We start from the raw sequence: 14,007 nt of genomic DNA on the forward strand, positions 1-14,007 counted from the left end.
ATATATAACAGTGAAGTTGGAAACGTCCCTGCATTTATTGGAAGAGGGTTTTCCCAAGGTGCTTGTCCACGTCCTCTGGCGCGGTCTCCCCTCGACAATCTAAATAATGCATCAAGTTTAAGACGCTCTGAAAGCTTAACTCCCATTGATCCCGACATGGTATAACGTTTAAAACCTGTTCCTTTAATAATACCACCCTCGTTGTAGTAGTTACCACTAAAGCGATAATTCATAGTCTCTGAGCCACCAGATGCAGAAGCATCATAATTTTGAATGATACCTGTGCGATAAAATATTCCCTGCCAATCGTTCGCATTATTAAATGCAGGATTTAAACTATCGGTTAGTATCATAGGATATAGCCCCTGTTGCTCATGGCTGGCGTACTTGTTCAAATAATCCATTTTATACCTGCGCTCCTGAGCACCTGTGATGTACTCTTGCATCTCACCTTGTTTAGAAACACCGGTATACGCACTTACATTAATCTCAGGTTTACCAGACTTACCACGCTTAGTTTTAACAACTACTACTCCGTTTGCACCTCTTGATCCATAGATTGATGCGGCTGCAGCATCTTTTAAAACATCAATGGATTCTATATCATTAGGATTTATTCCTGCAATGAAGTTGGTTCCTGTTAAATCTCCAAATGAGGTTACATCCTCACTTGAAATAGGAATTCCATCTATCACAAATAATGGGCTGCTTAAGGCACGTGCTGCATTTACTGCTCTTCCGATTGATGAATTACCACGTACAACAAATGTTGGTGTACCACCGGGCTCACCTGAGAATGCCTGAACATTTAGTCCCGCCACCCTACCTTGCAAGAGTTTATCAAATGTTGGAGATGGTAAATTTTCAATGTCTTTAGCTTTTACTGTAGATACTGCTGCAGTAGTTTTTTTCCTTGATACTTCCTGGTATCCAATTACGACTACATCTTTAAGCGCATTTGCAGAAGGAGCCAATTGAACATTGACCTCAGTTTGCCCGGCAATGTTTACATCCTTGGCATTATATCCTATATATGAAAAATGAAGAACACCATCTGCAGGTGCATCAATTGTAAATTTTCCATTTCCATCTGTACTAACCCCCTTAGAGGTTCCTTTTAATGTAACGGACACTCCTGGAAGAGGACCACCGTCGTCTGATCCTTTAACTGTTCCGCTAATCTTTTTTTGTGCGAATGCAATTACAGAAAACAGTAGCAACAGGCAGGTCAAGAGTTGCTTCTTGTAAAAATTATTCATAAACATTTTTTTAGTTTAAAATCAAATAGTTGAATTCAATGAAGAGCGATTTTCTTTCAATCTGTTAAGTGGCTGGACTATTCCTGGATAGCCATATTCACCAATTGCAGTTAGGTGACTTGATTTTTCATGGGTTGGTTAGTTGTTAGTTTAAGTTAGTTTGTTAATACAATTAAGGCATAGGAATTCCCCGGCTATATTTATTGTAAATAGCTAATTGAGGTTTACCTAATTCCCTCGTTTAAAATTATATATGGTTATTTGTTGTTCTGGTTTGATGCCCTAAATCAAATCCTGGTTAATGGTTAATAATTAATTCTCAAGCTTTTATGTGCTAAAAATATTATTGCTGTTTTAGTTGATAGCCCTAATCTAGTGTTATTGAAATGTCATTTAACAATCTTTAACAACGCAACCGTTTGCATTAACCAAATAAGATTATACATAGTCCTCATATCAAGATATAAGTCTTAAACAATATTGGAAATAATTTAACTATAAAGACATATTCATTCACAATTCATTACATATGCAAATGATAGGAAAACCAAATAAGTTAGATATATCAATAATTCAACACAAACGGTTGCTTTAGATAAAAAATGTTACTTTACGGTATTTAAGACGGTTTTTAGCAATACGTCCATTCTTGTGCTCTTTCGTTAAAAAAACACCTCAAACAACTAACAATAAGGCACTTAACTAAAACAATAATTTTAGCCCATTATAATTTGTCTTCTATGTTATTATGGTAGACGGCATAAGTAAGATTCAGACGGGTACATTAGGTATAGCAAGGCTGTTTAAAATACAGAGAATAAGCAGTATATTGTATTAGCTTAAATAACTGTATTGACCTGGGGATATACAAAACTTACCGCATTGTTTTTACTGCTCACCTTTAGTGCTGCAAAGGTGAAGGCACAGGTATGTACCGGCTCTTTAGGAGATCCGGTAGTGAACATAGATTTTGGAAGAGGAAGTGCGGATGCTGGCCCCGATCCTGGCTTTAGCAGTTATACCTATGTAAGCGACAGAAATGTACGGGACGGCACCTATACTATTGCAAAAACAACTATTGGCATGAACAGGAATTGGTATGCAGTAACCAATCATACCCCTGATGATGTAGACGGCTATATGATGGTTGTAAATGCAGACCGCAATCCTGGTATTTTTTATGAATCAGATGTACAGATTAATCTCTGTCCAAATACCAAATACGAATTTGCTGCATGGCTACTGAACATGCTTGACTATTCCGGCTTAAAGCCAAATATCACATTTGTAGTATTAGATATGAATGATATAGAATTAGGTAGTTATAACACTGGTGACATTCCGGATCAAGACCGTAATTGGAGGCAATATGGGTTCATTTTTCAAACCACAACTTCAACACGCGTGAAAATCAGAATGATCAATAATGTTTTTAATGTAAATGATGCTGGTGGAAATGATATCGTGATAGATGACATCACATTCAGAGCCTGCGGACCAGATATTAAAGCTGGAATAGGCACTAGTTTTAATCGAGTTCAAGATATTTGTGAAGGGACCACCACAACCTTAAATCTGTCGGCTCAAACAGTGGGTTCGGGAACCCTCCGGTACCAGTGGCAAAAAGACAATGGTGGCAGCTGGGCTGATATTCCCGGGGCTACAAATCCTTCAAGTTATAATGAGTCATTTACTAATGCGATTCCTGGATTGTACAATTACAGATTAACTGCAGCTGAACCAGGAAATTTTAATTCTCCTAATTGCCGAACAGTATCCCCTATCTTAACCGTTAAAGTAAACTCGCCCCCAATGGTAAACGCAATAAGCAATGGGCCTGTATGTATAGGAGATGCCATAATGTTTGATGTAAGTACAGACGGTACCTACGAATGGCGAAGGCCCAATGGAACTTTATTTTCGACAGAAAAATCGCCTGTAATTCTAGATGCTACAGCAAGTATGTCTGGCTCCTATACCCTTACCGTAAAAAGTCTGGGATGTGAGGTTACTTCCGCAATAAATGTGAACGTTATTCCTCCACCAATTCCGGTTGTAGACAATCCGGCACCCCAGATTTGTGAGGGAACTAGTGTACAACTGAATGCTTCAGGGGGTACAAGCTACTCCTGGTCGCCGACAATTGGGCTTTCAGATCCAAATGTTGCGAATCCCATCGCTTCGCCAACTGTAACTACATTATATACAGTTCAAGTAAAAAGTGGTACGTGTTACAGGGAGGCCCAGGTAAATGTAATTGTTAACAAAGTACCAGCTGCTGATGCGGGTCCTGATAAAAAAATATTAAGTGGATATGATGTCAAACTAAACGGAAGTGTGTCAGGAGATGGAGTAAGGTATTTCTGGACACCGAATACTGATATTGATGATAAAAATTCCCTTACTCCCAGGGTATCGCCTAAAGAGGATACAGACTATATCCTGCACGCAGAATCGACTATGGGCTGTGTAACCGCTCTGGACACGGTATTTGTTAAGGTCTATAACGGACTTACAGTTCCAAATGCTTTTAGTCCAAATGGCGACAATATTAATGATGCGTGGAATATCACCGCTATAGATGCTCTGGATGCCCCTGTGGTAAAAGTCATGAATCGTTATGGAACCCTCATCTTTGAAAGTACCGGCTATGAAAAGCCCTGGGATGGGAAGTACAGAAATGAGGATGTTCCTGTTGGTGTTTATTACTACATCATCGATCTGAAAAATGGCATGAAACCAGTTACCGGATCGCTTACCTTGATTAGATAAATACATCACATGCCTTAATTCTCAATTTGAAATACTATTTTTGACCTAATGTATGTTATTAAAGTAAAAGGCATTGCCAAGATCCCTGATTACGTACAATTAAGGGATGATAAATTTACCTTATTGGCCTACTTTAGGGTAGACAGGCCTGATAAATCGCTTGAAAAATTGGGCTTAGGTGATAAATTGCCCTACATTATGAATTTTGTAAATGATTTGCCCTTTGGACAAATTGCTAAAATAGATATTTAAAAATGACAGGAAACGCAGTTATAAATCTAAAGAATGTAGATGTATTTCAACAAAAACATCTGGTCTTATCAGATGTAAATTTAAATGTTGATAAAGGAGAGTTCGTTTTTTTAATTGGCCAAACCGGTTCCGGGAAAAGCAGTTTACTTAAAATCATTTACGGAGATCTTCATATCGGTAATGGCGACGGACAAATTGCTGGCTTCGATTTAAAAAACCTGGCCATTAAAGATGTACCCTATTTACGCAGAAAATTAGGAATTGTATTCCAGGATTTTCAACTGCTTACCGACAGAACAATTGAAAAAAATCTTGAGTTCGTATTAAAAGCTACAGGTTGGAAAGATCAAGCCTTAATTGAAGAACGTATAAAAGATGTTCTTGAAAAGGTAGGCTTACGATCAAAGATCAGAAAAATGCCGCATGAGCTTTCGGGCGGCGAGCAGCAACGCGTTGTAATTGCACGTGCATTATTAAATAACCCAGAAATAATACTTGCTGATGAACCTACAGGGAACTTAGACCCTGATACATCAGAAGAAATAGTAATGTTGCTTAAACAGATTAGTCAGAGTGGAACTGCCGTACTTATGGCTACCCACGATTATCATATTATAAGAACTTTCCCTTCAAGAATTATCAAATGTGAAGGTGGAATTGTGCATGAAGATGCACAAATTGTTTAACCGCCAAAATCTGACAAAACATTCCTTTTCAGTCATTCGCGTCAGTTTATTTTAAATAAAACTGACACCATGACTGATATATTTCATTGGCAAAACTTTTGAGTTTACAATCAAAAATTCTACTATACCATGTTTAGCAAGAAGAAAAAGAACGATAACACAGATCCAATTGTGAAAAATAACGCTGAAGAGCAGATGAATAATACCGAAGATCAAATAAATACTGAAGAAGTAACTGCAGAAAATCCAGTTACGGAAACCGAAGTTGTGCCAGAGCTTTCTGCCGAAGAAAAATTACAACAAGAGAATGCAGCTTTAAACGATAAATATCTACGCTTGTTTGCCGAGTTTGACAATTTCAAACGTCGTACCCAAAAAGAGCGTAGTGAGCTTTTACAAACTGCGGGAAAAGATGTAATAGTTTCACTGTTACCTGTTTTAGACGATTTTGATCGTGCCACCAAGGCCATAGAAACTGCTACTGATATAAATCCAATCCGTGAAGGCGTTGCGTTAGTACATAGCAAGCTAAAAAGCATTTTAGCTCAAAAAGGTTTAAAAGAAATGGAAAGCATCAACAATGTTTTTGATACTGATAACCATGAGGCTATTACTAAAATACCTGCCCCAAATGAAGAGTTAAAAGGAAAAGTAATTGATGAATTAGAGAAAGGCTACACTTTAAATGATAAAGTGATTCGCTTTGCTAAAGTTGTAGTGGGTAGTTAATATTATGAGTAAGAGAGATTTTTATGATGTACTTGGTGTAACCAAAAGCGCATCTGCCGAAGAAATTAAAAAGGCTTATCGCAAACTAGCCATCAAATTTCACCCTGATAAAAACCCTGGGGATAAGGCTGCCGAAGACAACTTTAAAGAGGCTGCCGAGGCCTATGAAGTTTTAAGCAATCCGGAAAAGAAACAACGTTATGACCATTATGGGCATGCTGGCGTTGGCGGAGCTTCTAGCGGTGGATATGGCGGTGGCGGCATGAACATGGAAGATATCTTCAGTCAATTCGGGGATATTTTTGGTGGTGGTGGCAGTCCTTTCGAAAGTTTCTTTGGAGGCGGCGGTCAGCAGTCGCGCGGCGGCCGACGTGTAGCTAAAGGAACTAACCTGCGCATCAAAGTAAAACTCACTCTTGAGGAAATTGCCAACGGTACAGAGAAAAAAATCAAAGTAAATAAGCAGATTAGCTGTAAAACATGTGACGGAACAGGAGCTAAAGATCGCTCATCGGTAAGTACATGTAAAACCTGTGGTGGAAGCGGTGCAGTTCGCAGAGTGACCAACACAATTCTTGGTCAGATGCAAACTACCTCTACCTGCCCTACTTGTAATGGTAGCGGACAACAGATCACGGCTAAATGTACATCATGCCATGGTGAGGGTATAGTTCGTGGCGAGGAAACAATTACAATCAATATCCCAGCTGGTGTAAGTGACGGTATGCAATTAAGCATGAGCGGAAAAGGTAATGCAGCACCTAGCGGCGGTATCCCCGGAGATCTGATCATCCTGATTGAAGAAATACCTCATGAAACTTTAAAACGCGAAGGCAATAATGTAGTTTATGATTTACACGTTTCTATCATTGATGCTGCATTAGGCTATAGTGCCGAGGTTCCAACCATTGATGGTAAAGCAAAAATCAAAATTGAACCAGGTACCCAAAGCGGAAAATTATTACGCTTAAAGGGTAAAGGTATTCCTGAAATCAATTCATATCACAGAGGCGATGAGATTATCCATGTAAATATATGGACTCCAAAAGCGCTAAGTTCTGAAGAAAGAAGCATGCTTGAGAAATTAAGAGACTCTCCTAATTTTAAGCCACAACCTGGTAAGCACGATAAGAGTTTCTTCGAAAAAATGAAAGAATATTTCGAATAATAATTAAATAGTTTTTAGAAAGCCGTCCAGTAGGATGGCTTTTTTTTTGCACTTTTACCATCAAATAAACCTTTAATGAAAGCCGCAGTTATTGATCTTGGTACAAATACCTTCCACCTGATAATAGCAGAAATATCTGCTACAAACGTCCAGATAATCTATAAAACAAACGTACCCGTTAGGCTTGGTCAGGGACGCATTAACGAAAACATCATTATACCCGAAGCATTTGAACGAGGAATTGAAACCTTAAAAAACTTTAAACAGAAAATTGACAAGTACCAGGTTCAGCAAACACTGGCAATTGCTACCTCCGCAGTAAGGAGCGCAGCCAATGGAATTGATTTTGTTGAATCTGCAAAGAAAAACGCAGACATCATTATAGATGTTATTGATGGTGATAAAGAAGCTGAATACATCTATAAAGGAGTAAAAGCCACAGGTACAATCAATGGAACATCATTGATTATGGATATCGGCGGAGGAAGCACCGAATTCATTATCTGTAATGATAAAGAACTGCTGTGGAAGAAAAGCTATAACATAGGTGCAGCCAGATTAATGCAGGCTTATTTCCATTCAGATCCAATTAATGAGCTGGATAAATCAGCTATTATTAACCATCTGAACAATGAGCTCACAGATTTAAAAGAAGCTTGTATATTACATAAACCTGATCATTTGATTGGTTCTGCCGGCGCTTTTGAAACCTTTGCCAGTATGATTTTAAAAGAAACACATATAGAAAACATAAAATCTGCGCCTATAGAATTTACTGCTTACAATAGCCTTTCAGAAAAACTAATTACGTCTACCCATGCAGCACGCCAAAACATGCCTGWTCTAATAAAATTAAGGGTTGATATGATTGTGATTGCCGCAATTCTTACCAATCACATTTTATCACTGTCTGAGATTAAACAGATCAGTTTGTCCACTTACGATTTAAAAATGGGCGTTCTATATTCGCTATCAGAATTAAAATCCTGACAAAGCTTTATATAACTTTTCAGTTGGCAAACCCATTACATTTGTATAAGAACCAATAATCTTATCGACAGCTACAAGGCCTATCCAATCCTGAATACCATAAGCACCGGCTTTATCAAAAGGATTAAAATTGGCAATATAAAAATCAATCTGTTCTGCTGTAAGTGGATTAAAAAACACTTCAGTAACATCGTAAAAAGAATGCATTTTATCCCCATAAGCAATGCTCACACCAGTGTATACCTGATGGTTTGTACCAGACAGTTTGGTTAGCATTTCAGTAGCATGAGTTACATCCTCAGGTTTACCCAATATTTCATTATTATAGGCAACAATAGTATCTGCAGTAATCACTATGTTTTCATGGCTATCATCTGCAAAAGCTGCTGCCTTCTTTTCGGCAATATAAACCGCAATTTCGGCCGGGAGCAAATCTTTCGGATAGCTTTCATCAACTTCCTTCAAAACTACTTTAAAATCAAGGTTCATCGATTTCATCAATTCTTGTCTTCGTGGAGATTTTGAGGCGAGTATTATTGGAAGTGTCTGCTTATACATAATTAAAATTTGCTCAAAAATAACAAAAGCGGCCATATGCCGCTTCTATTATTTTAAATGTTTTAATGATTATTGACCTCCGCCATTACCATCTTGTCTTTTTTTCATTGCTTCTTTTCTCTCTTCTTTCCAGGTAGTGTAAGCTTTTTTCTGGTCGTCGTTTAACAAAGCATTAATTTTAGTATCGCTTTCCTCGTTAGATTTCACCATTGCAGCCCGCATTGCGTCTCTATCTCCTGCCGCATCTTCACGCAATTTTTTCATCCCCTCGGCTTGTTCCAGGTAAATGGCAGAAACTTTGGTTTGCTGATCTGCCGTAAGACTAAGCTTTTTAGTCAACATTTCGGTATTTCTTTTTGCTCTCTCTTCAGGTGTTCCTCCTCTACGACCACCTTGACCCTGACCCTGTTGCGCTTGTGCAAATGTTATTACACTAAATAACAATCCGCAGATAATCAATAATTTTTTCATACTCTTTTACAATTTTTAATAGTTATAAAGCTTTTAGCTTCGGTTTTGTAAGAGATTGGAGTATGAACAGTGGAATAGGTTTAATCTAACAGAAGTAACATAATTGTTGCAGGCTGCTACTTTCCCGAATCGGCTGCAGAAGGGTTCTCATCGAACCATTTTTGCTGTACTTTAAGCACCTTTTCAATAATATCCCGAACTGCAGTTTTACCTCCTGAATATGGAGAAATATATTCAGAAATTGCTTTTATTTCGGGCACAGCATCTGAAGGGCACGTTGGCAGCCCTACCAGTTGCATCACTTTAAGATCGGGAATATCATCCCCCATATACAATATTTCGTCGGCCGTAATGTTATGCTTAGCCAAAAGAGAATTAAATACATCTACTTTATCTGAAACACCAAGGAATACTTCCGCAATACCTAAACCTTCAAAACGTCTTTGCATTGCCAAACCCCGCCCTCCGGAGATGATACAAATAAGGTAACCCCTTTTCACGGCCAGCTGTAAAGCATAACCGTCTTTAATGTTAAATGTGCGCAGAAACTCCCCACTGTCTGATGCAATAATATCACCATTTGTGAGCACACCATCCACATCAAAAATAAGGGTGGTAATGTTTTTAAGTTTCTGCAGGAACATATCTTACTAATCCTGGTTATCTCTCCATTCGTAAACCCAGGCCGACTGGATTTGCTCCAAATGACCTTCACTGCTTTCTTCTCTGGTCCCTTTAAAATTAGGTAATTCCAATACCCATTCTATTAACTCAGTGAATCTGATACGGTATATTTTGGCTTCATTAAAATCATCACCAAATTTCTCATATAACTCCTGGGCTATATCCTCATGGTCATTCCAGTATATTGGTAAAGCAAATTTATCTTGCATGTCTTTGTATAATTTATTGATTTATATTAGTGACCTAAAAATTCTGATTGATCAGGGATTGTTACTTCTATGTCTCCATCTATAACAACACACTGGCAACCTAATCTTGAAGTAATTCTAGGACGAACAGCTCTGTCAATAAAATCTTCTTCTTTATCAGAAATTTCCTGGATATTATCCATTCCCTTTAGTACGTAAACATGACATGTACTGCAGCCGCATACTCCACCACAGTTATGCTGTAATTCTATTCCGTGATCTAAACAAGCATCAAGAACCGATTCTCCACTTACAATAGGTAATTCAAGAGGTTCTTTTCCTTGTTCTTCAAAATTTATCTTTAATTTAAAAATACTCATAATTGTGTTCAAAAATAAGCACGAAAAACGGCATTTATAACTATAAATGTGTTTTTTTAATGCTTTTACTTAAAGTTTGATAGATTTCTTTTAATTCAGGCATACCATTCAGTAAAACCTGATGTTTAATCATAGTTTGCTCATCATCCCGAACGGCAGGTCCGGTTTGTACATTTATAGGCAGTTCAGTCTGTACTTTTAATGCCGTCTCCATTATTAATGGCTTAAGCATCTCAAAGTCGAGCTCAAAATGTTCCACTATCTTATCACTCAATGTGTAAAGATGGTTAACAAAATTACAGGCAAAAACTGCCGCCAAATGCAATATTTTCCTTTTCTCGCTATCCACTTCATAAACAGGCGAAGAAAGCATATCCGCGACACTTCTTAAGACCTCCAAAGTATGTACATTGCTTGCCTCAATACATAATGGAACGTTAGCAAAATCAATTGGCTTGGCTTTAGAAAAAGTTTGCAGAGGATATAAAACACCGTAATTTTTCAATGCCGACAAGGCATCTATTGATGTAGCTCCCGAGGTATGAACTACCAATCCATTTATTTCTCTTAAGCTATCAGATACTGATGCAATGGCATCATCTTTCACCGCAACAATGTATAAATCAGCCGAACGGTCAATTTCATCCAGATTTGAGATAGCTACAGAGTTTGTGTTCTTTGCCAGCTCAGAGGCGTTCGCCAAATCACGGCTCCATATCTGAATCAGATCTACACCCTTTGCTTTTAGCGCATTAGCCAAATGCGTTGCCACATTACCAGAACCAATACAGACTACTTTCATTAAACAGCTTTAACTTCTTTTTGTCTCCTGAAAATGGATAGTAAAAATCCTGCAACCATCACTATTGTACCAATCCAATATAAATTGATGTAAGGGAACTCAATAGATTTAAAAACAACCCAGTCCTTCGCCTGCTGAGGTTTTTCAAAAACCTGCAATTCTACTTTGCCTTGATCAGGAATTACTTTTGTAAACCTAACCCTTAACCCTAAATCATCAATATTACGGGCAAAGTCAAATACGTTATTTCCTTTAACCAAAAAGATAGGTTCAGTTTTATATATTTTACCATTAACGTCAACCTCAATTGGCATACCTACAGCTAAATCCTTAGGACCAATTACTAAATCTTTTGCCTGCGGTTTTGGATTTAGTGCTTTAACAGTAAGTACCCCACTACTTGTATGTAAAGTATCACCAACGCTAACTGTCACAATTCTAGGAGCCTTATAGTTTTCTTCTTCACTATGTCCTTCATGGTCTCCATGCTCCTTGTCTTCTTTCAAAGGAGCGCTGGTAACGTGAGTATAAATATCGTAGGTTAAGTAATGTTTAGTGTCAGGTGAAGCAATAAGCCCCATTTTCTCGTTCGACTGAATATGAGGATTTACTTCGAAATCTTCTTTTACTTTGCCAGTACTTTCATCATAAACTTTAAAGTTCAATTTGTAAAAAGTATTTGGAGCAACGGTAGTATCGCTGATATAGGTAACGGTGTACTTACCCATTTTCTTTGGCTCATTTTTGTAGAGAACAATGTTCTCTCCGGGTTTCTCAGCCTTCTCGAAATCTTTAACCGGAATAAAGTTAGATGCATTTAAAGAGATTGGTTTGTTAGTAGCGGCAGCTACCAAAGCGCCAAGCAACAACAAAGCAAAACCAATGTGTGCAACGGCCGCACCTACCAATTTCCGCTTACCTCCAAAACCTTGTCCCAGAATCTTCGCGTTAGACATAACTGCAAAAACACAGCTAAAGGTTAAAAGTATATACATCAGGTTATGATATACATTGGTGATATAAACAAAACCAGCAGTAATTACAATTGAGAAAACCACAGTAGCCGCAAGACTGCTGTAGAATTTACGGATATCAGTTCTCTTGTACTTCATGAACTGGGTGAATCCAGATATGACCGTTACTAAAATAGCAAACGGAGCCTGCCATTGGTTGTAGTACTTAATGGCATCTATAGGAGGTGCAAAGTTAGTTCCAAATGCTGCGTTAAACACAGGTACTGAAGTAGAGAAAATTACCTGAATACAAGCTACAGTAATTACTAGTGCACCTATAAACATCCAGAATTCTCTTGAATAAGTTTCTTCGTCTTTATTGGTAATTGGCAACTCTTTCCATCTTACAATCAGTAAAATTACAGGTAAGGCCAAAAAGACAACATTGTATAATATAAGGTGCCCAAACATACCCAGATCTGTAAATGAGTGGACAGATGTTTCGCCCAAAATACCACTTCTGGTAAGAAATGAAGCATATAATACCAATACAAAGCTGAGGAAGATCAATACAATTGCAGTAAAGAATGCATGCCCTGTATTTTTAAAGGCAATCATTACGTGTACACCCGCTATGAGGGTTAACCAGGGAATAATAGAAGCATTTTCTACAGGATCCCAGGCCCAGAAACCGCCAAAATTAAGTGCTTCATATGCCCAAAATGATCCCATAATGATACCCGTCCCCAAAATCATTACGGCAAACAATGCCCATGGCATTGCTGGTTTTACCCATTCTTTATATTTCTTTTGCCATAGCCCCGCAATTCCATAAGCAAATGGCACAACCATGCTGGCAAAGCCTAAAAACAAAGTCGGTGGGTGGATAACCATCCAATAATTTTGAAGTAGCGGATTTAATCCGCGTCCGTCGGTTATAAATTTAAGGTAGTTTTTAAAGTTTTCAGGATCAGCAAATACAACTGGCGCCATCTCCTTAAGGTTTAAAGCATCTCTTAAAAGGATGAAGGGAGAGCTACCTATTCTTTCGCCAAAGATTTCAACACCTAATAACATTGAAGTTAAAAATGCTTGCGAGAACGCTACAATGGTCATTACGCCAGTTTCCCAGGTTCTGGCCTTCCACATTAATATTACGCCCAGTAATGATTGCCAAAACGCCCATAACCAGAAACTTCCCTCTTGCCCTTCCCAAAATGCTGACACAATATAATATACAGGCAGCTCTTTCGAAGAGTGTGAATAAACGTAATAGTATTCGTTGTAATGATTTAATATTAGAAAAAAAAGTGTAGCTCCGATGCCTATTACACTAAACCAGTTTATTAGAAATGAGATGCGTCCGATGCGTTTCCATGATTGATCTGCAAGATCCTTATTTTGGGTAGCAAAAAAATAAGAGATGGCTGATAGTAACGACGCAGCGAATGCTAAAACAATAAAGAATTGCCCGACTTTACCCGGAAGGAGGTTCTCTCCAATAAATTGTATATCCATTAAGATTAGTTGTATTTTTCCACTTTACCGTCCTTCTTGACTTCTACAAGATCATTATTATATTTAGATGGACATTTCATGAGTATTTTAGAAGCGTAGAAGGTATCATCTTTCATCTTGCCGATTAATACCAGTTTTTCGGAGCGTTCAAAGTCTTGAGGTTTAGTGCCATTGTAAACAACTTTATTCACAATGCCTTTTTGATCCTTCATGTAAAAAGCAAAGTGGTTAGCATCTTTCTGAGCGTCGTAATATGTACCCTTTTCTTTTTCCCAGTATCCCATTACGTGAAATTCCTTAGGATCTTTTGCAGCTTCAGTAAATGTAGAATAGCTATTTGTATCAGCGTTTAGACTAACTAAAAAACCTACACATATCGCTATAGTAATTAAACCAACAATTGCACTTTTTCTCATGGTCGTAATAAAAATAAATTGAACCCTACAAAGATAAAAAATATAAGTACCTAAAGTCTTTTAGCTACATCCAATTCGGGATGATGACAGTTTATTGATAGTTCTCTGACAAAAAGCTCATTTTTTAGTCTTTATATTCAGATTTTATGAGGTAAGGCATAGTTTTTCTGAGTTTTAGCAC

15 protein-coding genes are annotated in these 14,007 nt (G+C 37.8%); 6 read left to right on the plus strand and 9 right to left on the minus strand.

The features are described from left to right. The coding region (locus AC1DDX_RS11695) for a SusC/RagA family TonB-linked outer membrane protein (RefSeq protein ID WP_477622066.1) at positions 1 to 1,259 on the minus strand (1,259 nt) is incomplete at its 3' end. A gap of 852 nt (positions 1,260 to 2,111) precedes the next feature. Between AC1DDX_RS11695 and AC1DDX_RS11700 the strand changes: the two genes are divergently transcribed. The 6 genes from AC1DDX_RS11700 (at position 2,112) to AC1DDX_RS11725 (ending at position 7,856) form a co-directional block, all read left to right on the plus strand. Continuing rightward, on the plus strand, positions 2,112 to 4,031 hold the full coding sequence (locus AC1DDX_RS11700; RefSeq protein ID WP_337715640.1) for a T9SS type B sorting domain-containing protein: 1,920 nt from the start codon (positions 2,112 to 2,114) through the stop codon (positions 4,029 to 4,031). Positions 4,032 to 4,079: 48 nt separating this feature from the next. Further along, positions 4,080 to 4,283: a hypothetical protein gene (locus tag AC1DDX_RS11705; protein ID WP_048904292.1), complete on the plus strand. Its 204-nt coding sequence runs from the start codon at positions 4,080 to 4,082 to the stop codon at positions 4,281 to 4,283. 2 nt (positions 4,284 to 4,285) lie between these two features. After that, positions 4,286 to 4,969: a cell division ATP-binding protein FtsE gene (locus AC1DDX_RS11710; RefSeq protein WP_048904291.1), complete on the plus strand. Its 684-nt coding sequence runs from the start codon at positions 4,286 to 4,288 to the stop codon at positions 4,967 to 4,969. Between the two features lie 129 nt (positions 4,970 to 5,098). Next, the gene (locus tag AC1DDX_RS11715) at positions 5,099 to 5,698 is read left to right on the plus strand and encodes a nucleotide exchange factor GrpE (RefSeq protein ID WP_172660711.1); all 600 of its coding nucleotides are present in this window, start codon (positions 5,099 to 5,101) and stop codon (positions 5,696 to 5,698) included. A 4-nt stretch (positions 5,699 to 5,702) separates the two neighbouring features. Next, positions 5,703 to 6,866 carry a molecular chaperone DnaJ gene (dnaJ, locus tag AC1DDX_RS11720; protein WP_172660712.1) on the plus strand — a complete coding sequence of 388 codons (1,164 nt, stop codon included), beginning with the start codon at positions 5,703 to 5,705 and terminating at the stop codon, positions 6,864 to 6,866. Positions 6,867 to 6,941: 75 nt separating this feature from the next. Next, a complete protein-coding gene (locus AC1DDX_RS11725) occupies positions 6,942 to 7,856 on the plus strand; it encodes a Ppx/GppA phosphatase family protein (RefSeq protein WP_477622067.1) in 915 nt (304 codons plus the stop codon). On the opposite strand, the gene AC1DDX_RS11730 is transcribed toward AC1DDX_RS11725, so the two are convergent. From AC1DDX_RS11730 to AC1DDX_RS11765, 8 genes are all read right to left on the minus strand, one after another. Continuing rightward, entirely contained in the window at positions 7,845 to 8,414 is a 570-nt protein-coding gene (locus AC1DDX_RS11730; RefSeq protein ID WP_172660714.1) for a Maf family protein, read from the minus strand. The two genes, AC1DDX_RS11725 and AC1DDX_RS11730, sit on opposite strands and share 12 nt — an antisense overlap. Before the next feature lie 69 nt (positions 8,415 to 8,483). Beyond that, a complete protein-coding gene (locus AC1DDX_RS11735; protein WP_048904288.1) occupies positions 8,484 to 8,885 on the minus strand; it encodes a periplasmic heavy metal sensor in 402 nt (133 codons plus the stop codon). Positions 8,886 to 9,001: 116 nt separating this feature from the next. Continuing rightward, the gene (locus AC1DDX_RS11740) at positions 9,002 to 9,529 is read right to left on the minus strand and encodes a KdsC family phosphatase (RefSeq protein WP_337715643.1); all 528 of its coding nucleotides are present in this window, start codon (positions 9,527 to 9,529) and stop codon (positions 9,002 to 9,004) included. A gap of 6 nt (positions 9,530 to 9,535) precedes the next feature. Continuing rightward, entirely contained in the window at positions 9,536 to 9,778 is a 243-nt protein-coding gene (iscX, locus tag AC1DDX_RS11745) for a Fe-S cluster assembly protein IscX (RefSeq protein WP_048904286.1), read from the minus strand. 26 nt (positions 9,779 to 9,804) lie between these two features. Further along, a complete protein-coding gene (locus AC1DDX_RS11750) occupies positions 9,805 to 10,137 on the minus strand; it encodes a 2Fe-2S iron-sulfur cluster-binding protein (RefSeq protein ID WP_048904285.1) in 333 nt (110 codons plus the stop codon). 40 nt (positions 10,138 to 10,177) lie between these two features. Continuing rightward, positions 10,178 to 10,939 (minus strand): Rossmann-like and DUF2520 domain-containing protein, encoded by a 762-nt coding sequence (locus AC1DDX_RS11755; RefSeq protein WP_172660717.1) that lies wholly within the window; start codon positions 10,937 to 10,939, stop codon positions 10,178 to 10,180. Then, positions 10,939 to 13,410, minus strand: coding sequence for a cytochrome c biogenesis protein CcsA (gene ccsA, locus AC1DDX_RS11760; RefSeq protein WP_337715645.1), 2,472 nt, complete (start codon positions 13,408 to 13,410; stop codon positions 10,939 to 10,941). The genes AC1DDX_RS11755 and ccsA overlap by 1 nt, the downstream gene beginning before the upstream one ends. 5 nt (positions 13,411 to 13,415) lie before the next feature. Next, positions 13,416 to 13,826, minus strand: a complete 411-nt coding sequence (locus AC1DDX_RS11765) for a cytochrome c maturation protein CcmE domain-containing protein (RefSeq protein WP_172660719.1) — start codon at positions 13,824 to 13,826, stop codon at positions 13,416 to 13,418. Positions 13,827 to 14,007 lie beyond the last annotated feature (181 nt).

Source organism: Pedobacter sp. 10L46_2 (assembly GCF_056395165.1).